Genomic DNA, 18,544 nt, shown 5'->3' with positions numbered 1-18,544 from the left:
CAAGACTTTAGCGCCCGCCCCCCGAGCCACTCTGCTGCCCACCCAACCGCAGCGCAGCAAATCTGCTGATTTCCCAGCACCCCTCTCGCCAAGCGAGCCGCGCCAAGCCGCGCCGGCACTGGCGGCCACATCGTGGAACGGAAATTGCCATCCTGTAGGGTTTGCTTGCCCGCGGCACCCTGCCTCCATGTGGATCGTCAATATCGCCCTGCGGCGCCCCTACACCTTTCTGGTGATGGCGCTGCTCATCCTGCTGTCCATGCCCTATGTGCTGCGGAAGATGTCCGTCGACATCTTTCCGTCCATCGACATTCCGGTGGTGGCCATGCTGTACAGCTACAACGGGCTGCCCGCACCGGAGATCTATAGCCGCATCACCCGCACCGCCGAGCGGGCGATGACCCAGTCGGTGGACAACATCGAGCACACCGAATCGATCTCGGTGGCCGGCGGGGCGATCATCAAGGTCTTCTTCCAGCAGGGCACCGACATCGGCACGGCGCTGGCCCAGGTCCAGTCGGGCGCCAACGCAGCCTACCGCTCGCTGCCGGTGGGCATCGCACCGCCCCAGGTGGTGGAGTACTCGGCCACCGACCTGCCGCTGTTGCAGGTGGGCGTATCCAGCGCCACCGTGCCCGAAACCGAGGTGGGCGAGCTCACCAACGACGTGGTGCGCAACACCCTGCGCCTGAAGAAAGGGGTCGAACTCACCGCCCCCTTCGGCGCCCGCAACCGGCAGATCTCGGTGGACATCGACACTGCCGCCCTGCTTGCCCGCGGCATCACCCCGGCCGACGTGACCAATGCCATCGGCAACCAGACCCTCACGCTGCCCACCGGCATCGTCAAGATCGGCGCCCAGGAATACGACGTGGCCCTCAACGGCTCGGTGGCCACCATCGCCAAGATCGCCGACATCCCCATCAAGACCGTCGACGGCAAGACCATTCACGTACGCGACGTGGCCAGCGTGCGCGACGGCGCCGGGCCGCTCTCGACCATCGTGCGCCAGAACGGCGAGCGCGGCATCCTGACCTCGGTGTTCAAGGTGGGCGGCGTGTCCACGCTGGAGGTGGTCGATCAGGTCCGCAACGAGATCCCGCGCATCCTCGAAAAGCTGCCCGAGGACATGAGCCTCAAGCTGATGTTCGACCAGTCGCTGTTCGTGCGGGCGGCCATCGGCAACGTGCTCCACGAAGCGCTGATCGCCGCGTCCCTCACCGCCGCAATGATCCTGCTCTTCCTCGGCAACTGGCGCACCACCTGCATCATCGCCGTGTCGATCCCCCTGTCGATCTGCTGCTCGCTGATCGTGCTCTACCTGCTCGATGAAACCCTCAACCTGATGACCCTCGGCGGGCTGGCGCTGGCGGTGGGCATCCTGGTGGACGACGCCACCGTCGAGATCGAGAACATCGAGCGCCAGATGGCCCTCGGCAAGAATCCGCACCAGGCCATTCTCGACGGGGCCCAGGAGATCGCCGCCCCGGCCTTCGTATCGACCCTGTGCATCTGCATCGTCTTCGTACCGATGTTCTTTCTCACCGGCGTGGCCCGCTCGCTCTTCGTGCCGCTGGCCGAGGCGGTGGTGTTTGCGATGCTGGCTTCCTACCTGTTGTCGCGCACGCTGGTGCCGACGCTGGTGATGTACATGATGGCCGCGCAACACGGCGGGCACCGGCCGGCACCAACGGCGGGTCTGGCGGCGCGCTTTCATCGCATCCACCTGGGCTTCGAGGCCGGCTTTGCGCGCCTGCGCGAGCACTACACCGTGCTGCTGGCCGCCCTGCTGCGCCAGCGGCGGCGCTTCGGCCTGGCCTTCATGGGCCTGTGCCTGCTGTCGCTGGGGCTGGTGCCGCTGCTCGGGCAGGATCTCTTTCCGGCGGTGGACGCCGGCCAGATCCGCCTGCACCTGCGCGCCCCCTCCGGCACCCGGCTGGAGGAAATGCCCAAGCTGGTGGACCAGGTCGAAGCCACGCTCCGCGAAGTCGTCCCGGCGGCCGAGCTTGGCGACATCCTCGACATCGTCGGCGGCCCCTACTCCACCCGCAATACGCTGTTCGGCAACTCGGGCAGCGCCGAGACGGCCGATACCGAGATCATGCTGTCGCTGTTGCCCGGCCACGGCCCCAGCGCCGACTACATCGCCCGCCTGCGCGCCCTGCTGCCGGAGCGCTTCCCGGGCGTCGAGTTTTACTTCCAGCCTGCCGATCAGGTCAGCCAGACCCTCAACTTCGGCACCCCGGCGCCCATCGACATCCAGTTCATCGGCGGCAAGCCCACCGAGGTGATTCCGCTGGCGGTCGAGCTGAACAATCGCCTGCGCGCCATTCCCGGCATCGTCGATGCCCACGTGTACCAGCGCTGGGGCAAGCCGGCCCTGGCCCTCGACATGGACAGGGTGCGCCTGCAGCAGCTCGGCCTGGCCGCCAGGGACGTCGCCCAGAACGTGATGATCTCGCTGTCCGGCAGCATGCAGGCCTCACCGGCCTACTGGCTCAACCCGGTCAACGGCAACACCTACACCATCGGCGTGCGCAGCCCCGAAACGGCCGTCGACAGCCTTGACGCGCTGCTGCGCACCCCGGTGGGCGCCAACGCCGATGGCGCCCAGTTGCTCGGCAACGTGGTGTCCCTGTCCCGTCAGGCCATGGCGCCGATGGTCACCACCTACAACACCACGCAGATCTTCAACGTCTTCGCCAACGTGGAAGGGCGCGATCTGGGCAGCGTCAGCCGCGACATCGACGTCCTGCTCGACGAGATTCGCCCCAAACTGCCCCGCGGTGTCGATCTGGTCATGCGCGGCCAAGTGGAAACCCTGCACAGCGCCTTCGCCGGCCTGGCCCTCGGCCTGGCGGTGGCCATCGTGCTGGTGTACCTGCTGCTGGTGGTCAACTTCCAGTCGTGGGTCGACCCGCTGATCATCATCAGCGCGCTGCCCGCCGCGCTGGCCGGCATCGCCTGGCTGCTGTTCCTGACCGGCACCACGCTCAGCGTGCCGGCGCTCACCGGCACCATCATGACCATGGGGGTGGCCACGGCCAACTCGATCCTGCTGGTGTCCTTCGCGCGCAGCCGCCTCGCCGAGGGTGTGCCGCCCCTCACCGCGGCGCTGGAAGCCGCCTCGACCCGCCTGCGCCCGGTGCTGATGACCGCCTTCGCGATGATCGCCGGCATGTTGCCGATGGCCCTCGGCGTGGGCGAGGGCGCCGAACAGAACGCCCCGCTGGGCCGGGCCGTGATCGGCGGACTCGCCTTCGCCACCGCCTCCACCCTGCTCTTCGTCCCCCTCGTCTTCGCCGCGGTGCATCTGCGGCTGGAGCGCCGCGGGTTGCGCCAGCACCTGGCCCCCGCCTGATCGAACCCGGAATCACGCCATGTCCGACATGACCCCGCCCCCTTCGCCCCACGCCCTCGCCGCCCACACGGGTGGCAAAACCCTGCGCTACGCCCGCTTCACCGGCTTCAGCGTGATTGGCCTGCTGCTGGCCGGCGGCGGCCTGCGCCTGGCCCTCGAACACCAGGACGCCCGCGCCCTTGAGCAGCGCACCGCCACCAGCCTGACCCGCACCGTATCCACGGTGGTCGCCCGTCCTGGCGACGGCCAGCGCAACGTTACCTTGCCGGCCACCCTCAAGGGGCGCAGCGAAATCACCCTCCTCGCCCGCAGCGGCGGCTACCTCACCGCCTGGCACAAGACCATCGGTGAGCGGGTCAGGAAGGGCGAGCTGCTGGCCACCATCGAAGCCCCCGAGCAGGACCAGGAACTGGCCCAGGCCCGTGCTGCCCGTGACCAGGTCAAGGCCCGCGTGGAACTCACCCGCGACACCCTCAAGCGCTGGGAACACCTGTCCAGCCTCGACAGCGTGGCCAAACAGGACCTCGACGAAAAACGCAGCGCCGCCACCCAGGCCCGCGCCGATCTGGCCGCGGTAGACGCCAATGTGCGCCGGCTCGAACAACTCAAGAGCTTCCGCCGCATCGTCGCCCCCTTCGATGGCGTGATCACCCGCCGCAGCGTCGAAGTCGGTGATCTGATCACCGCCAACGGCAAGGAGCTCTTCGCCCTCGCCCAGACCGACCCGCTGCGCCTGACCCTGTGGATTCCGCAGGTCTACGCCAGCGAAATCGCCGAAGGCCAGGAAGTCACGCTGCGCATCCCCGAGAGCCCCGGCAAGAAGCTCACCGCCAAAGTCGCCCACGCCGCCGGCGCGCTCGACCCGGTGACCCGCACCCGCCAGGTGGAACTGGAGCTGCCCAACCCGGACGGCAAGCTGCTGCCCGGCACCTACGGCGAAGTCAGCTTCAAGCTGTCGAGTACCGCCAAGGCCCTGCTGGTGCCCACCAGCACCCTCGTCACCGGTCAGGACGGCACCCGCGTCGTCACCGTCGGCAAAGACAACACAGTCTCTTTCCAGAACGTCACCGTCGGCCGCGATCTCGGCCGCGACATCGAAATCCTGTCGGGTCTCAAGTCCGGCGATGTGCTGGTGAGCAGCCCCTCCGACCTGCTGGCCGACGGTGAAACCGTCAATCCGAAGGCCATGCCGGAAAAGAATCGCAAAGGCAGCCCCACCGACAAGCCCGCCCCCCCCAAAAAGAGCTGATCCCTACCGGAGAACCACCGCCATGACCCGTCTTGTCCTCCTCCTCGCCCTCGCCGCCGCCCTGCCCGCCCATGCCGGCAAGATCGACAATGGCAGCTGGAGCCATGCCTGCGGCCCGCGCCCGGCCGCCGTCAGCCTCGACCTGAAAAACCCCGACGCCTTCAACAAGAGCGTCGCCACGGTGAACACCTACCGCCAGACCCAGCGCGCCTGGCTGGACTGCCTGCAGAACGAAGGCAACGCCGACATCAAGGCCACCAGCCAGCTGATCAGCCAGTTCATCAACACCGAAGCGCAGGCAGCGAAGGAAGCCAACGACAAGATCGCCGCCGATGCGAAGATCGCCGAAGCAAAATTCGGCGACGGCAAGTAAGCCCCCGCGTCAACACATGGCGCGCCGGAAACCCCGATGACACGTCACCTGATCACCGCCGGCATCCTGCTTGCAGCCCTCGCCCTGTATGCCGCCGGCGCCGATAGCGGCAGCGCGGGCTTGGTCAGCTCGGGCGTCCTGCTGGAACTCGTCTTCTGGTATCGCCTGCACCCCTTCGCGGGCCGCGCGCCACGCCGGCTGGATAGCTCCACCAGGGGCGGCCCTGACTGCAGATTCAACCGCGGGGCACTGTCCAGCCGGGGTGCTGGAAATATTTTCCGTAAGCCTTGAGCGCTTCGCGCACCCGAACGGCACCGGCCTTGCGCGACGCCGTCGTTTTGCCCTCCATCGCCTCGGCGCCGCCCATCAGCTCGGCGATCAGCAGGTGGAGCATGCCGTCGGCTTTCGGCTCCAGCTTGCAGTGCTCGACGGCATGCGCCACCTCCTGGCCAATTGTCCTGGCCAGCGCCTGATACCCTTCATTGCTGAATTCATTCCGGTGAATCCGGGGAAGCGCCTTGGTCATCGCCTGATTGATGTCATTCATGACCTGACGCAGCGTTGCGTCCGTTTTCCACTTGCTGCCGGCATTGAGCTGGAGCGTTTGCGGGGCGCTGCTGGCGTGACTGTGGTGCTGATGCTCGCTGGCACTTCCTGCGGCCTGGGTGACGCCCGACATCAGAAAGGCAACAGACACCAGCACGCCGAGATATTTTGATTTCATCGAAATTTTCTTCCTGTCAGCAGGGCCCGTTCAGGCTTCGTCCAGCCTGTCAGCCGGCACTTCCGGATCGTCGGCAGGGACGATTCCCCAGTCGCCCCACTTGTACCAATCCTCACCGATCAACTCGGCCGGGTGCTGGGTGCGGCCGGAACCATTGCCACACCCGAGTGCATCCACGGAACAATACTTGTCGCACCCCCAGCAGATGCGCTCGGGATGTTTGGGATTCAGGGGAAATTTCTTGGCCATTTCGGGACACCGGAAAATGGGCGGTTTGCCACGCTCAAACCTATAACCGAGTACTTTACTCAACTATCCCGACAAGGACTTGATTCTTCTCAAGAAGAGCAAATCCTTGGCCCCAGGGATGAACTGGTCGGCCTCAAACACAAAAATACTGACACTCCCGAGGAATCATTTTTTCATATGAAAAAAATATTCTGTGATGTGACGCAACAACTGCGACACGTCACGGAATACTTGCGACACGTGTTGCGACGTTCGGACGACGTAACACAAGGCCCAAGCGGTGTGACGCCATGTCCAGGTGACATGACGCAATGGCTACGACACGCCACAAAATCATTCCATGGTGTGATGCAGCTATTTTTTCATATGAAAAAATGATTTTGTGGGCTGACGCAATGATCGGGGGAGAGGCTTTTCGAAGGCTGAGCGGCTGAGCGCCGGGATGCAGCAAGCAACACGGTCAATTCTTTCAGGCTGAATTTCTCTTGCAGATCAAGGGGCTGCGGGGGCTTTGTGTGGAGCGGGGCATGATCCGCATGCCCCATGACGCGGCAGTGACCAAAACCTGACCAATGCCGAAGCTGATCGTCGATGGTGCGGACGGTAACGATCTGGACCGGCCTCCGGTTGGCGTGGTCACTCCATAGCCAACTTGCGTACATCAACTGCGCAGGCGGCTGAAGAGATGGCCCGTAAAATAGCCTCCTGTTAGACTCGTGACGATTTAAGACTACTCTGATGCATGTCGGAGTACCAAGACGATGAATGCCGAACCGTGGGTCACCGCAAGCGAAGTCGCCCAGCACCTGGGCGTCGTGAAGGACACCGTCTACCGCTGGCGGGAGCGCAGAGGCCTGCCCGCGCACAAGATCGGCAGGCTGTGGAAATTCCAGCTCTCCGAAGTCGATGAGTGGGTGCGAGCGGGTGGCGCCGACGAAGAAAAAGAGCACGCGTAACGGAAGAGTGCACGACATGGACAAATACCAGCTCAGTGAGCGTGATATCTGCACCAAGTTCATCACGCCAGCGATTCAGCAGGCTGGGTGGCAGCAGCACCAATTCCGCGAGGAGGTGAATCTCACTGATGGCCGTGTCATGGTGCGCGGCAAGCTTGCGGCACGGGTGAAAAACCCTGATGCCAAGGGCGGGCCCAAACGTGCTGATTTTGTGCTCTATGCAAGACCAAATGTACCCATTGCCGTTGTTGAGGCCAAGCAGGCCAAATTCTCAGTGGGGCATGGCATGCAGCAGGCATTGGCCTATGCCGAGATGCTGGATGCCCCTTTTGCCATCAGCAGCAATGGCGATGGCTTTCTGATCCACGACCGCACCGGCATCACCCAGCCCGTAGAGCGTGAACACCAGATCAGCGAATTTCCCTCACTGGATGACCTTTGGCCGCTGTACCAACAGTGGAAAGGTCTGGCCGCACCCGAAGCCGTCAAACTCATCGAGCAACCGTTTTACACCGACGGCAGTGGTCGCGAAGCACGCTACTACCAGCGCGTAGCCATCAACCGTGCCGTCGAAGCCATTGCCAAAGGCCAGCAACGCGTGTTGTTGGTCATGGCCACCGGCACCGGCAAAACCTACACCGCCTTCCAGATCATCTGGCGCATGTGGAAAGCCAAGGCCAAAAAGCGCATCTTGTTCCTGGCCGACCGCAACATCCTCGTCGATCAAACCATGCAACAAGACTTCGCTCCTTTTGGCGAGGTAATGCACAAGGTCACCAATCGCGAGGTCAAGAAGAACTATGAGATCTACCTTGCCCTTTATCAGGCAGTCACCGGCAAGGAAGAATGGAAGCAGATCTACAAGCAGTTTCCCGCGGACTTCTTCGATCTTATTGTCGTCGATGAATGCCACCGGGGCAGTGCTGCAGACGATTCGGCCTGGCGCGATGTGCTCGAATATTTCAGCAGCGCCACCCATCTGGGTCTGACCGCCACGCCCAAAGAAACCAAGGAGGTCAGCAACGCCACCTATTTTGGCGAACCGATTTACACCTACTCGCTCAAGCAGGGCATCGAAGACGGCTTCCTCGCACCCTACAAGGTCATCCGGATTGCCACGGATGTTGATGCCGTCGGCTACACCCCTGAAAAAGGCAAGGTCGACAAACTCGGTCAGACCGTTGAGCAACGCCAGTACAACACCAAGGATTTTGACCGCAATCTGGTGCTGGAAAAACGCACCAAACTGGTTGCTGGCAAGGTGTGGGAATACCTCAAAGCCATCGACCCGATGGCCAAGACCATCGTCTTCTGCGACGATCAGGACCACGCCGAGCGCATGCGGCAAGAGCTGGTCAAGCTGATTCCGGCCGCTGCCAGCAACCGCCGTTACGTGATGCGTATCACCGGTGACGACAACGAAGGCAAGGCGCAGCTCTCTTACTTCATCGACAACGATGAGCCTTACCCGGTCATCGCCACCACCTCCAAGCTGCTAACCACCGGAGTCGATGCCAAGACCTGCAAGCTCATCGTGCTGGACCAGAACATCAACTCGATGACCGAATTCAAACAGATCATTGGCCGTGGCACCCGGCTGCGTGAGGACTACCAGAAACTCTACTTCACCATCATGGACTTCAAGGGTGCCACGCGCCTGTTCGCCGACCCGGATTTTGATGGCGAGCCTGTGGTCATATACGAACCCAAGCCCGACGAACCTGTGGTGCCCGAAGAAATCACCGACGTGCCAGGCATAGGCGAGCCAGCACCACCGCCCTACGTACCAGGCTCCACGGATGGAGACGACGCACAGCCCGGCGGAAACACCGGTGGGGGTGGCCGCACCAAGTACGTGATCGACGACGTGAACGTGCGCGTCGCCGTGGAGCGTTCGCAGTACCTTGATGCCGACGGCAAGCTCATCACCGAGGACTATCGCGTTCTGCTCAAGGACGACATCAAAAAAGCGCTGCGAGCCGAATTCGGCACGATGACCGACTTCCTGCGCCGCTGGAACGGTGCGGAACGCAAGCAGGCCGTGCTGCAAGAGCTGGCCAAACACGGGGTGCCGCTGGATATCCTGCAGCAGGCAGTGGCCAACGGCAGCGAGCTGGATGTGTTTGATCTGGTCGCCCATGTCGCCTTCGACCAAAAGCCGCTCACCCGCCGCGAGCGTGCCAACAACGTGAAAAAGCGCGACGTGTTTGGCAAATACGGCGAGCAAGCCCGCGCGGTGCTTGAAGCCTTGCTCGACAAATTCGCCAACCACGGTGTGCAGAACATTGAAGACGACAAGGTGCTGGAGTTACCACCGTTTGATCAGTTCGGCAGCAAAACCCAGATCCGGCGCGGCATCTTTGGCAGCGTTGAGCAATACACCCAAGCCGTGCACGAGCTGGAACAAGCGCTCTACGAACAGAACGAACTGAAACAGGCCTGATCCAGCATCAAGCCACGCGAAACGAGAACAACAAGATGAATCTCAGCAGCACCATCAAGTCCATCCAGGACATCATGCGCAAGGACGACGGCGTCGACGGCGATGCCCAGCGCCTCGGCCAACTCACCTGGATGCTCTTTCTCAAAGTGTTCGACCAGCGCGAGGAAGAATGGGAAGACGACAACACCGCCTACCAGTCGCCCCTGCCCGAGCGCTACCGCTGGCGCAACTGGGCCGCCTACATCGTGGATGCCGAAGGCAAAAAGAAGCCGCAGATCGCTGCGAGCGACTTGGTACCCTTCGTCAACAACGAGCTTTTTCCGGCCCTGAAAGAAAAGATCGACGCCAGCCAGAGCCCGCAACACAAGGTCATCAAGCAGGTATTTGAAGACGCCAACAACTACATGAAATCCGGCCCGCAGATGCTGGCCGTGATCGAAAAGCTGGAAGACGCCATCAACTTCCACGACTTCAAAACCCGCGCCAGCTTGGGTGATGTCTACGAGCAAATGCTCAACGATCTGCGCGGCGCCGGCAACGCGGGCGAGTTCTACACCCCGCGCGCCATCACCGCCTTCATGGCCGACCGCGTCAACCCGCGCCTGGACAGGCGCGAAACGGTGATGGACCCGGCCTGCGGTACCGGCGGCTTCCTGACCGCCGCCATCGACCACTTCCGCAACCAGCTCACCACCCAATCCAGCGCCGAAGACAAGCGTGCCATTGAAGAGCTGATTCACGGCATCGAAAAAAAACAACTGCCCCACCTGCTATGCACCACAAACATGCTGCTGCACGGCATCGACGTGCCCAGCCAGATCGAGCACCGCAACACACTGGGCATCGGCTGGAACGAATGGAGCGCCAACAACAAGGTCGATTGCATCATCACCAACCCGCCGTTTGGCGGCTACGAAGATGATGGCGTCGGCAGCGACTACCCGGCCGACTTGCGCACCCGCGAAACCGCCGACATGTTCATGGCGCTCATCGTCAAGAAGTTGCTCAAGGAAAACGGTCGCGCCGCCGTGGTGCTGCCCGATGGCTTTTTGTTTGGCGACGGCATCAAGGGCACGCTGAAAAAGCTCCTGCTGCGCGACTGCAAGCTGCACACCATCATCCGCCTGCCCAAGGGCGTGTTCGCCCCCTACACCACCATCAAGACCAACCTGCTGTTCTTCACCAAGGGCGCCACGGTGGACGATGGCACCGAACATTTTCACACCAACACCATCTGGTTCTACGAGCACCCCTACCCGGCGGGCTACAAGAGCTATTCCAAAACCAAGCCCATCCGGCTGGAAGAATTCAAACCCGAGCAGGAATGGTGGGGCGACGAGGCCAACGACTTTGCCGATCGCGTGGAAAACGAATTCGCCTGGAAGATGAATTTCAAAACCAAGCGCGAACAGGCCGAAGCCGCTGCGCAGCCGCATTGGGACAAGGCCGAGCAGTTGCGAGCCAAAGCAGGTTTGAAGCGTCGTCAGGCAAAGTACTTGGCCGATAGTCTGACCGGGCGACGCAATGATCCTGGATTGGCGGCCTACCTGAAGGATCAATTGGCTGATTTGCAGGGCGACTTCAAAAAAGCCGATGCAGATGGACAGGCTTACCTCTCGGTACTCGTAGAGGAACTGCAATCGGCCATTGAGCGTGAGAGCACTCAACAAATTATTGCGCTACTGGAAATCTCGGCGACCCATCTGCGTGATGTTGCCGAAGCCCTGGACTTGCAAGCGCGTGACGCGCAGGCGGCGGGCGACCGCATCTACTGGCCCATCTTTAATCTCGACATCAAAAACCCCAACGCCCCGGAAGAAGAAACCCACGACCCGGACGTGCTGCTGGAAAAATACAAAAAACTCCTGGGTGAGATTGAAGAAACTGAAAACCAGCTCAAGAGTGAACTGGCTGCGGCATTGGCACATCACTTCAGCCCGGAGGCCGAAGCATGAAACCCGTACCGCCGAAAACTGCCGGGCCGCAACTGTTGGGCGATATCCGCCAGTTGATTGAAACCAGCCGCACCGAACTGGCTGTTGCAGTCAACAGTCGTCTGACCCTGCTGTACTGGAACATCGGCCGCCGCATCCACAGCGAAGTACTGCATGGCGAGCGCGCCACCTACGGCGAGCAGATTGTCTCCACACTGTCGAGACAATTGGAAACCGACTACGGGCGCGGCTTTTCCGCCAAAAACCTGCGCCACATGCTGCGTTTTGCTGAAGCCATTCCTTCGGAGGAAATTGTCTCCGCAGTGCGGAGACAATTGAGCTGGACGCACATCAAAACCTTGATCTACATCGACGATCCGCTCAAACGCGACTTCTACCTGCAAATGTGCCAGCAGGAAGGCTGGAGTACCCGCACTCTGCAAGACCGGCTGGACTCCCAGCTCTTTGAGCGCACCGCCTTGTCAAAGCAACCCGAGCAACTGCTGGCACAAGAGCTGGCCACCCTGCGCCAAACCGGCACCATCACCCCGGCCTTGGTGCTGAAAGACCCCTACATACTGGACTTCCTTGGCCTGCAAGACCGCTATCTGGAAAAAGACCTGGAAGACGCCATCCTGCGCGAACTGGAAAACTTCCTGCTGGAACTGGGCGCGGGCTTCACCTTCATCGCTCGCCAAAAACGCATCCAGATCGACAACGACGATTTCTACATCGACCTGCTTCTGTACAACCGCCGCCTGAAAAGACTTGTGGCGATTGAGCTCAAGCTGGGTGATTTCAAGGCTGCCGACAAGGGCCAGATGGAGCTGTACCTGCGCTGGCTGGCCAAACATGAACAAGAGCCGGGCGAAACGCCGCCCTTGGGCATCATCCTGTGCAGCGGCAAAAAGCAGGAACAGATCGAATTGCTCGAACTGGACGCCAGCGGCATCCACGTCGCCGAGTACCTCACCACCCTGCCCCCGAGGGAAGTGCTGCAGGCCAAATTGCATGAAGCCATCGCCCGCTCACGCGCCCGGCTGGAAAACCGTGGGGAGAACGCCTGATGGACGCACAACAGTTTTTGGCGGAGTTTGGGCATGTTGCGAATGCGCCGGGGGGTGTGGGGCGGTTGCGGGAGTTGGTTATCCAATTGGCCATTTCAGGCCGGCTTGTAGAGCGTATCGAATCAGAAGCTACTGCTTCGCAGGCAATCGAAGCGGCCGCTGAGTTGCGCCATGCATATGAAGAAGAGCTTGATCTGCGCACCACGAGGATGCACCCGCCATTGCATTCGAAACCATTTCCGGTACCCGATCATTGGCAGTGGACTCGCCTAGAACAAATCTGTCTCTACATTCAACGAGGCAAAGGCCGGCGGTTTCAACTCTGAAGTGCAACACCGGGTTGAAAGTTCATGATTTCCCTCGCAAAGACCTCTGCTGGGGTTTCAAAGTCGAGGCATTTGCGCGGGCGGTTGTTTAATTGTCGGGCAATTGCGTTGAGGTAGCCTTGGGAGATCGGCGCCAAATCCAGGCCCTTGGGAAGATACTCGCGGATCAAGCCGTTGGTATTCTCGTTGGTCGGCCGCTGCCAGGGGCTGTGCGGGTCGGCGAAATAGACGTCGATCTTGACCCGCTTGGCGAGAATCTCGTGGCGGGCCATCTCCCTGCCCTGATCGTAAGTCAGCGACTTTTTCATGGCGAGCGGGACATGGCGGAACTTGCGCGTGAAGCCTTCCAGCGTGGCCTCGGCCGAGCCGTCACGCAGCTTGACCAGCATCAGGTAGCGGCTCTTGCGCTCGACCAGGGTGCCCACCGAACTGCGGTTGCCCGGCCCCTTGATGTGATCGCCTTCCCAGTGCCCGGCCACGAGGCGGGCCGCCACCTCAATCGGGCGCTGGTGAATGGAGGTCATGTTCGGCAGCGTGCCGCGCCGGTCCTGGCCCCGTGCGCGAGGCATGCGTGCCTTGTGGGAGAAACGCAGCTGGGCGATGAGTTCGTTGCGCAGCTCGCCCCGTGGCACGGCGTAGATGGCGCAGTAGATCGTTTCGTGCGAGACGTGCAGAGCAGGATCATCAGGGTTCATCCGGCGCAGTCTGCCCGCAACCTGCTCCGGCGACCAGCCCTCGGCCATCAGCGCGCGAACCCGGTTGAGCAGCACAGAACCGCTCTTCAGCTTGATCGTTCCGCGCCGCCTGCGCGCCAGCGTCGCGCGCTCGGCACGGGCGGCATCGTAGCTCTTGCCCACCGTGTTCCGCGCCACTTCGCGCGACACTGCGGAGGTCGGCCGATTGAGTCTTCGGGCAATTGCCCGAAGACTCAATCCCTCATTGCTGCACCGATGAATCTGATTACGTTCGTCCATCGACAACTGGCTGTAGTGAGTTCCCATGCATACACCCTACCAAATCGGGGTGTTGCACTTCAGTCTAGAGCGCGCCGCCCTAAATATGTGGAGAGAAGCTCGGCCCACGTCATCTCACAAAAAAGTGTGCAATGGTCTGGGTTTGATTTGTCATCCGCACGCTTTGTGGCGGACGACTCATTGGCTTCATACGGCAAAGAGCGATTTCTTTGCGCAGGTGACTTGCTGTGGAACTCGACCGGAACCGGTACCGCCGGTCGTGTGGCAATTTATCAGCCTGATGAGAGCGTCACGGCAGTAGCAGATTCACACGTTACTGTTGTTCGTCTTGCCAACTGCTCCCCGCGCTACCTGTGGTGTGTGATCGCTTCGCCTTGGGTGCAGTCACGTATTGAGCCGTCACATCCTGATTCGCTGGTGTCTGGCACCACGCAGCAAGTGGAATTGAATACCAGCACCGCACGGGCGCTTCCAATTCCTCTTCCTCCAATCGAAGAACAATCCCGCATCGTCGCCAGAGTCGATGAGTTGATGGCCTTGTGCGATACGCTGGAAGCACAGCAGCAGGCCCGCCGCAAACTGCAAAACAACCTAAGACTATCCACCCTACAAGCCGTCGCCAGCGCCACCAGCCCGCACGAACTGCAAATCACTTGGGCACGCCTGGCCGACAACTTCGGGCGACTGTTTCATGCGCCGGGGGATGTTGCCGATCTGCGGCAGCTTGCTATGGATTTAGCTGTACGCGGCCTCTTAACGGAACAGCGTGACAATGACGAACCTGCACCTGAATTGCTTAGTCGTATCGCGCTAGAGCACAAAGAAATGGTTTTGAATGGTGAAATAAAACGCCAAAAGCCACTGCCTGAAATAGATTTAGCGGACGCTCCATTTGAATTGCCGCGTGGCTGGGCTTGGGCGAGATTTCCCGAAGTTGGATTGTTCGGGCGAGGAAAATCAAAGCATCGACCACGCAACGACCCCAAACTATTTACCCCTGGCATTTATCCACTTGTTCAAACAGGCGAAGTAGCACGCGCCAACAGTGTAATTAGCGAATACCACTCAAAATACAGTGACATCGGATTGGCTCAAAGCAAGCTCTGGCCTAAGGGAACGCTCTGTATAACTATTGCTGCAAACATTGCCGACGCAGCAGTTCTTGGGTTTGATGCGTGCTTTCCAGATAGCGTGGTCGGATTTATGCCGGCGTCGGAGATACGTGATGAGGTTGAATATTTTTTGCTATTCATGAAGACCGCAAGAGAGCGTTTGCTGGCATTTGCTCCCTCAACAGCTCAAAAAAATATCAATCTCGAAATTCTCCAGTCGGTGCTGATTCCGATACCACCCAAAGACGAAATCAAACGCATTCTTTCCAGGATTAAGGAGATCAATGCGCTTTGTGATCTGCTAGTGGATACACGTAAGAAGGCTCAGGACATCGGTAAATTGCTCGCTGGTGCCTCGATTTCAAGCATCACCGGCATCGCCATCGAACACCAGGAGGAACCCATGAAAGTCCCGCAAACCGAATTGATTGCCCCGCTGCACCTGGGTGCCGCCCCCGACATCAAGGCCCAGGCGCCGCTGGCTACCATACTCACCCGCCACAACGGCGAAATGAGCGCCAAGGATTTGTGGCAGCGCTTCGGCGGCGAGATTGACGCTTTTTACGCGCAACTGAAAACCGAGGTGGCCCACGGCTGGATTCTGGAACCGGCCCCCGCCGAGATGCGTGAAAAGCCAGCCGACGCGGTGAGCGCCTGATATGCAGTTGCAGCGCATCCGAATCCCGGCCTTCCGCAATCTGCGCGATCTCGACATTGCTTTCGCCTCGCACTTGCAACCCGTTGCGGGCGCGCCGGCGGAGGTGCAGCCCAAACCCATCCGCAGCCACGCGCTGATCGGCCAGAACGGCACCGGAAAGTCGAATCTGATCGAAGCGCTGATCACCATCTTCCGCGATGTCGATCTGGACCGCGAAGCGGCGTTCGACTACACGCTGGAATACAGCATTCGCGGCCACGCGGTGCGCATCGAGGCCGATTCCGCCAAGCAAAAGCGCCCCTTTGTGTGGGTGGACGACAAGGCCGAGACGCAAGGCCATCTGCTGAAAAACCGAGAACTGCTGCCCGCGCACATCTTTGCTTATTACTCCGGCCGCAACGAGCGCATCGAGGCCTTGTTTCAGGAGCATCAGCGCCGCTTTAACCAGCGCCAGGAAATCACCACAGACGAGGTTTTGTCAGGCGCAACGCTGAATGCTTTCACCGACTCGGCAAGGGTTTTGGACCTGGAGCAGGATCTGCGTAAATTCGAAGGGAAGCAAGAAAAAGATCTCGACAGCGATGAGCTTGTTGAACTTCGCAGAATTCAGCTGGAACTCAAGCCATTTGAAGAGCAGAGGGCACAATTCTTGGAAAAAGCCGAAGCCCGCAATAGGGGGCGACTTGCGCAACTTGGCGATGACCGCCTCCGTCGCCTGTTCTACTGCCGTGGTGGTCATAGCCAGCTCGTACTGCTGGCTTGCCTGTTGTCTGATGACCTTGTGTTTCGAAAGGTGCTCAAGAACCTGCACATCGAGTCGCTGGAATCCGCACTATTCGTTTTGAAAGAGCCGCATCGCCTGCGTGAAAAGCGCCGCGGCGGCAAGTTCGACGAACAAGAGCTCAACGAAGGCGACCGGCGCTTCTGGTATGCCCGTGGCAATGTGGTCAGCGAATTCCTCGACAAGCTCTGGCAAGTGGCTTGGGCACCCATTGAGCAGGAAGCCACCAAGCAGATCGACTTCCGTGGCCGCAGCGAGAAACAGAAGCAGCTTTACCTGTTCGTACCCAGCCAGGACAAACTCAAACAGCTGGGCGAGCTGGTCGGCGGCACCGACAGCTTCTTCCGCTACGCCGAAGGCGCCTATATCGGCGACCTGATCGACGAAGTGCGCATCACCGTCAAGAAGCGCGACGAACATGGCGGCAAGGTGAGTTTTACCCAGCTGTCCGAAGGCGAGCTACAAATGCTCACCGTGCTGGGCCTGATGCGCATCACCCGCGAAGACCACTGCCTGTTCCTGCTCGACGAGCCGGATACCCACCTGAACCCGATCTGGAAGTTGCGCTACTTCGACGATATCGAAGGCGTGCTGACATCAGATGACGCCGCGCTTGCCCAAGGCGAATCGCAGATCCTCATCACCACCCACGACCCGATGATGGTGGGCAGCCTCAAACGCGAGCAGGTGCACATCCTGCGCCGTGATGGCAATCGCACAGTGGTGGATGTGCCTGACGAACACCCGCAAGGCATGGGTGTGACAGGGCTGCTCAAGAGCGAGCTGTTCGGCCTCTCATCCACCTTGGACATCGAAACCGAGCGCCGCCTGTTCCGCCGCAATGAGTTATTCGTGAAGCAACCTCGCTCGGCAGAAGAAAACGCGGAGCTTTCACGGCTTTCCGCTGAATTGGCCGACTTGGGTTTCTCCACCGCCGATTTTCGCGACCCTGATTACGCGCTGTTCGTACGCAAGATGGCCCAACACCGCCGCTTCCGTAACCCCACTCTCACGCCAGAGGAGCAGGCCGATCAAGACGCGATTGCCGACTCCGTCATCGACGAGATTCTGCGTGAGGAGGATGGCCAGTGATTTGGATCGACTTGGAGCACAAGCGGCCGACCGATACCGGCATCACGAACTGGGCGCCGTGGACGCAAGCGCAGTGGGATGCTTGGCTAGCGAAATCTGCACAACTGGTGGTTGATTTGGCAGCACTGGATGCAGTTGGTAAGCGCGTGGAACGTAATGCGCTGATCGATGCCAACAGCGCTCACTGGGGCGCACTGAAAGAATGGCTTTTAGCCTTGTCAGCCGGCAAGTGCTGGTTCTCAGAGGTGCGCGAACTGTATTCGCATTACGACGTTGAGCATTTCCGTCCAAAAAAGGAAGCCAAGGCACTGGACGCCACAGTCCGCGATGGGTACTGGTGGCTGGCTTTCGACTACATGAATTTCCGGGTTTGCGGCAATGTCGGCAACCGCAAGAAAGGTGGCTGGTTTCCGCTCAAGGATGGTTCACTGTGCTCTACACATGCACAGCCCTGTGAGGAATCTGAAACACGCTACCTGCTTGATCCGATTGACGACGATGATGTGGCCCTGATTGCCTTCGATGAAGAAGGCAAGGTTATCCCGATGCCGGGCATATCCGCCTGGGAGAAGGCGCGTGTTGATGAGACTGTCACGCGACTCAAACTCAACGAACATGTACCGCTAGCTGAGGCGCGGCGCAAGGTATGGCAGCAAGTAGACAGGTTGATTGACGACTTCACCAACGCCAAAGCTCGTTGTAGCACAGGCAATAACCCGGCAGCTAAAGCGAGGTTGACCGAAGTTCGGGCGCGTGTGCGCGAGATGACCAGTCCGACCGCGGAACTGTCCGCGGTCGCCCGTTGTTGCTTGCTACTCCGCAATGATCCACAGCTTTCAAGGCTAGTGGGGTGAGGAACGCGCGCCGACCGACACCTGATTTTTGAATAGGATGGAGCCCACAGATATGGCCAAAAAAAGCTTGCCATCATGATTTCCTCCACGTTGTACCAGCGAATTGACCGGACATAAGTGGGATGAGAACCGGACATCATGTGTTGGGCCACAACCAGACTGCCCCCGCTTCCTCAGTGAGCCTGGGAGCGCGAGAAAAGCTGGATGACCAGCACCCCGATCACGATCAGCCCCATGCCCAGCAAGGCCGGAAGGTCCAGCTTCTGGCCATGGAGAAAATACGCGACCACGCTGATCAGGACGATCCCCACCCCCGACCAGACCGCGTAGGCGATGCCGATCGGAATGGCCCGCAGGGCCAGCGACAGGAAGGTAAGCGTCCAGCCAAGTC

16 protein-coding genes are annotated in these 18,544 nt (G+C 60.4%); 12 read left to right on the top strand and 4 right to left on the bottom strand.

The features are described from left to right. Positions 1-187: 187 nt before the first annotated feature. From ETQ85_RS23300 to ETQ85_RS23290, 3 genes are read left to right on the top strand one after another with little or no spacing between them, the layout of a single operon-like run. Entirely contained in the window at positions 188-3,361 is a 3,174-nt protein-coding gene (locus tag ETQ85_RS23300; RefSeq protein WP_148581442.1) for an efflux RND transporter permease subunit, read from the top strand. Positions 3,362-3,380: 19 nt separating this feature from the next. Beyond that, positions 3,381-4,610 (top strand): efflux RND transporter periplasmic adaptor subunit, encoded by a 1,230-nt coding sequence (locus ETQ85_RS23295; RefSeq protein ID WP_148581441.1) that lies wholly within the window; start codon positions 3,381-3,383, stop codon positions 4,608-4,610. Positions 4,611-4,632: 22 nt separating this feature from the next. After that, entirely contained in the window at positions 4,633-4,983 is a 351-nt protein-coding gene (locus ETQ85_RS23290) for a hypothetical protein (protein ID WP_148581440.1), read from the top strand. 235 nt (positions 4,984-5,218) lie between these two features. Here ETQ85_RS23290 and ETQ85_RS23280 read toward each other — a convergent pair whose 3' ends face one another. Further along, on the bottom strand, positions 5,219-5,707 hold the full coding sequence (locus tag ETQ85_RS23280; RefSeq protein WP_148581439.1) for a hypothetical protein: 489 nt from the start codon (positions 5,705-5,707) through the stop codon (positions 5,219-5,221). A 30-nt stretch (positions 5,708-5,737) separates the two neighbouring features. Then, complete coding sequence (locus ETQ85_RS23275; RefSeq protein ID WP_148581438.1) at positions 5,738-5,956, bottom strand: DUF3079 domain-containing protein; 219 nt, start codon at positions 5,954-5,956, stop codon at positions 5,738-5,740. Between ETQ85_RS23275 and ETQ85_RS26410 the strand changes: the two genes are divergently transcribed. From ETQ85_RS26410 to ETQ85_RS23250, 6 genes are all read left to right on the top strand, one after another. Further along, on the top strand, positions 5,924-6,334 hold the full coding sequence (locus tag ETQ85_RS26410; protein WP_187394838.1) for a hypothetical protein: 411 nt from the start codon (positions 5,924-5,926) through the stop codon (positions 6,332-6,334). The genes ETQ85_RS23275 and ETQ85_RS26410 overlap by 33 nt on opposite strands. Before the next feature lie 383 nt (positions 6,335-6,717). Continuing rightward, positions 6,718-6,912, top strand: a complete 195-nt coding sequence (locus tag ETQ85_RS23270; RefSeq protein WP_148581437.1) for a helix-turn-helix domain-containing protein — start codon at positions 6,718-6,720, stop codon at positions 6,910-6,912. 16 nt (positions 6,913-6,928) lie between these two features. Then, positions 6,929-9,355: an EcoAI/FtnUII family type I restriction enzme subunit R gene (gene hsdR, locus ETQ85_RS23265; protein WP_148581436.1), complete on the top strand. Its 2,427-nt coding sequence runs from the start codon at positions 6,929-6,931 to the stop codon at positions 9,353-9,355. A gap of 35 nt (positions 9,356-9,390) precedes the next feature. Beyond that, positions 9,391-11,310, top strand: coding sequence for a class I SAM-dependent DNA methyltransferase (locus tag ETQ85_RS23260; RefSeq protein ID WP_148581435.1), 1,920 nt, complete (start codon positions 9,391-9,393; stop codon positions 11,308-11,310). Beyond that, positions 11,307-12,356, top strand: coding sequence for a PDDEXK nuclease domain-containing protein (locus ETQ85_RS23255; protein WP_148581434.1), 1,050 nt, complete (start codon positions 11,307-11,309; stop codon positions 12,354-12,356). The genes ETQ85_RS23260 and ETQ85_RS23255 overlap by 4 nt, the downstream gene beginning before the upstream one ends. Next, positions 12,356-12,682, top strand: a complete 327-nt coding sequence (locus ETQ85_RS23250) for a hypothetical protein (protein WP_148581433.1) — start codon at positions 12,356-12,358, stop codon at positions 12,680-12,682. The genes ETQ85_RS23255 and ETQ85_RS23250 overlap by 1 nt, the downstream gene beginning before the upstream one ends. Here the strand turns inward: ETQ85_RS23250 and ETQ85_RS23245 are convergent. After that, the gene (locus ETQ85_RS23245; RefSeq protein ID WP_148577193.1) at positions 12,673-13,683 is read right to left on the bottom strand and encodes an IS30 family transposase; all 1,011 of its coding nucleotides are present in this window, start codon (positions 13,681-13,683) and stop codon (positions 12,673-12,675) included. The genes ETQ85_RS23250 and ETQ85_RS23245 overlap by 10 nt on opposite strands. Between ETQ85_RS23245 and ETQ85_RS23240 the strand changes: the two genes are divergently transcribed. Genes ETQ85_RS23240 through ETQ85_RS23230 form a run of 3 tightly spaced genes read left to right on the top strand, consistent with a single transcriptional unit; the run spans position 13,633 to position 18,153 of the window. Further along, entirely contained in the window at positions 13,633-15,426 is a 1,794-nt protein-coding gene (locus tag ETQ85_RS23240) for a restriction endonuclease subunit S (protein WP_148581432.1), read from the top strand. The genes ETQ85_RS23245 and ETQ85_RS23240 overlap by 51 nt on opposite strands. 1 nt (position 15,427) lies before the next feature. After that, positions 15,428-17,299: an AAA family ATPase gene (locus ETQ85_RS23235; protein ID WP_148581431.1), complete on the top strand. Its 1,872-nt coding sequence runs from the start codon at positions 15,428-15,430 to the stop codon at positions 17,297-17,299. Beyond that, complete coding sequence (locus ETQ85_RS23230) at positions 17,296-18,153, top strand: HNH endonuclease family protein (protein WP_148581430.1); 858 nt, start codon at positions 17,296-17,298, stop codon at positions 18,151-18,153. Before ETQ85_RS23235 ends, ETQ85_RS23230 begins: the two co-directional genes overlap by 4 nt. Positions 18,154-18,326: 173 nt before the next feature. Here the strand turns inward: ETQ85_RS23230 and ETQ85_RS23225 are convergent. After that, positions 18,327-18,544 (bottom strand): SMR family transporter (locus ETQ85_RS23225; RefSeq protein WP_148581429.1); only part of this gene is annotated, 218 nt, incomplete at its 5' end.

Origin of the sequence: Zoogloea oleivorans (genome assembly GCF_008107625.1) — a bacterium.
Taxonomy (GTDB): domain Bacteria; phylum Pseudomonadota; class Gammaproteobacteria; order Burkholderiales; family Rhodocyclaceae; genus Zoogloea; species Zoogloea oleivorans.
Note: the sequence above shows the minus strand (reverse complement) of the source record. Positions and strands in the feature narration are given on the sequence as shown.

Excerpts from the sequence above, each read along its gene's own strand:
- ETQ85_RS23290 (WP_148581440.1), top strand. The coding sequence starts at position 4,633 with ATGACCCGTCTTGTCCTCCTCCTCGCCCTCGCCGCCGCCCTGCCCGCC.
- ETQ85_RS23280 (WP_148581439.1), bottom strand. The coding sequence starts at position 5,707 with ATGAAATCAAAATATCTCGGCGTGCTGGTGTCTGTTGCCTTTCTGATG.
- ETQ85_RS23240 (WP_148581432.1), top strand. The coding sequence starts at position 13,633 with ATGAATCTGATTACGTTCGTCCATCGACAACTGGCTGTAGTGAGTTCC.
- ETQ85_RS23250 (WP_148581433.1), top strand. The coding sequence starts at position 12,356 with ATGGACGCACAACAGTTTTTGGCGGAGTTTGGGCATGTTGCGAATGCG.
- ETQ85_RS26410 (WP_187394838.1), top strand. The coding sequence starts at position 5,924 with ATGTTTGGGATTCAGGGGAAATTTCTTGGCCATTTCGGGACACCGGAA.
- ETQ85_RS23255 (WP_148581434.1), top strand. The coding sequence starts at position 11,307 with ATGAAACCCGTACCGCCGAAAACTGCCGGGCCGCAACTGTTGGGCGAT.
- ETQ85_RS23300 (WP_148581442.1), top strand. The coding sequence starts at position 188 with ATGTGGATCGTCAATATCGCCCTGCGGCGCCCCTACACCTTTCTGGTG.
- ETQ85_RS23270 (WP_148581437.1), top strand. The coding sequence starts at position 6,718 with ATGAATGCCGAACCGTGGGTCACCGCAAGCGAAGTCGCCCAGCACCTG.
- hsdR (WP_148581436.1), top strand. The coding sequence starts at position 6,929 with ATGGACAAATACCAGCTCAGTGAGCGTGATATCTGCACCAAGTTCATC.
- ETQ85_RS23260 (WP_148581435.1), top strand. The coding sequence starts at position 9,391 with ATGAATCTCAGCAGCACCATCAAGTCCATCCAGGACATCATGCGCAAG.
- ETQ85_RS23235 (WP_148581431.1), top strand. The coding sequence starts at position 15,428 with ATGCAGTTGCAGCGCATCCGAATCCCGGCCTTCCGCAATCTGCGCGAT.
- ETQ85_RS23275 (WP_148581438.1), bottom strand. The coding sequence starts at position 5,956 with ATGGCCAAGAAATTTCCCCTGAATCCCAAACATCCCGAGCGCATCTGC.
- ETQ85_RS23295 (WP_148581441.1), top strand. The coding sequence starts at position 3,381 with ATGTCCGACATGACCCCGCCCCCTTCGCCCCACGCCCTCGCCGCCCAC.
- ETQ85_RS23245 (WP_148577193.1), bottom strand. The coding sequence starts at position 13,683 with ATGGGAACTCACTACAGCCAGTTGTCGATGGACGAACGTAATCAGATT.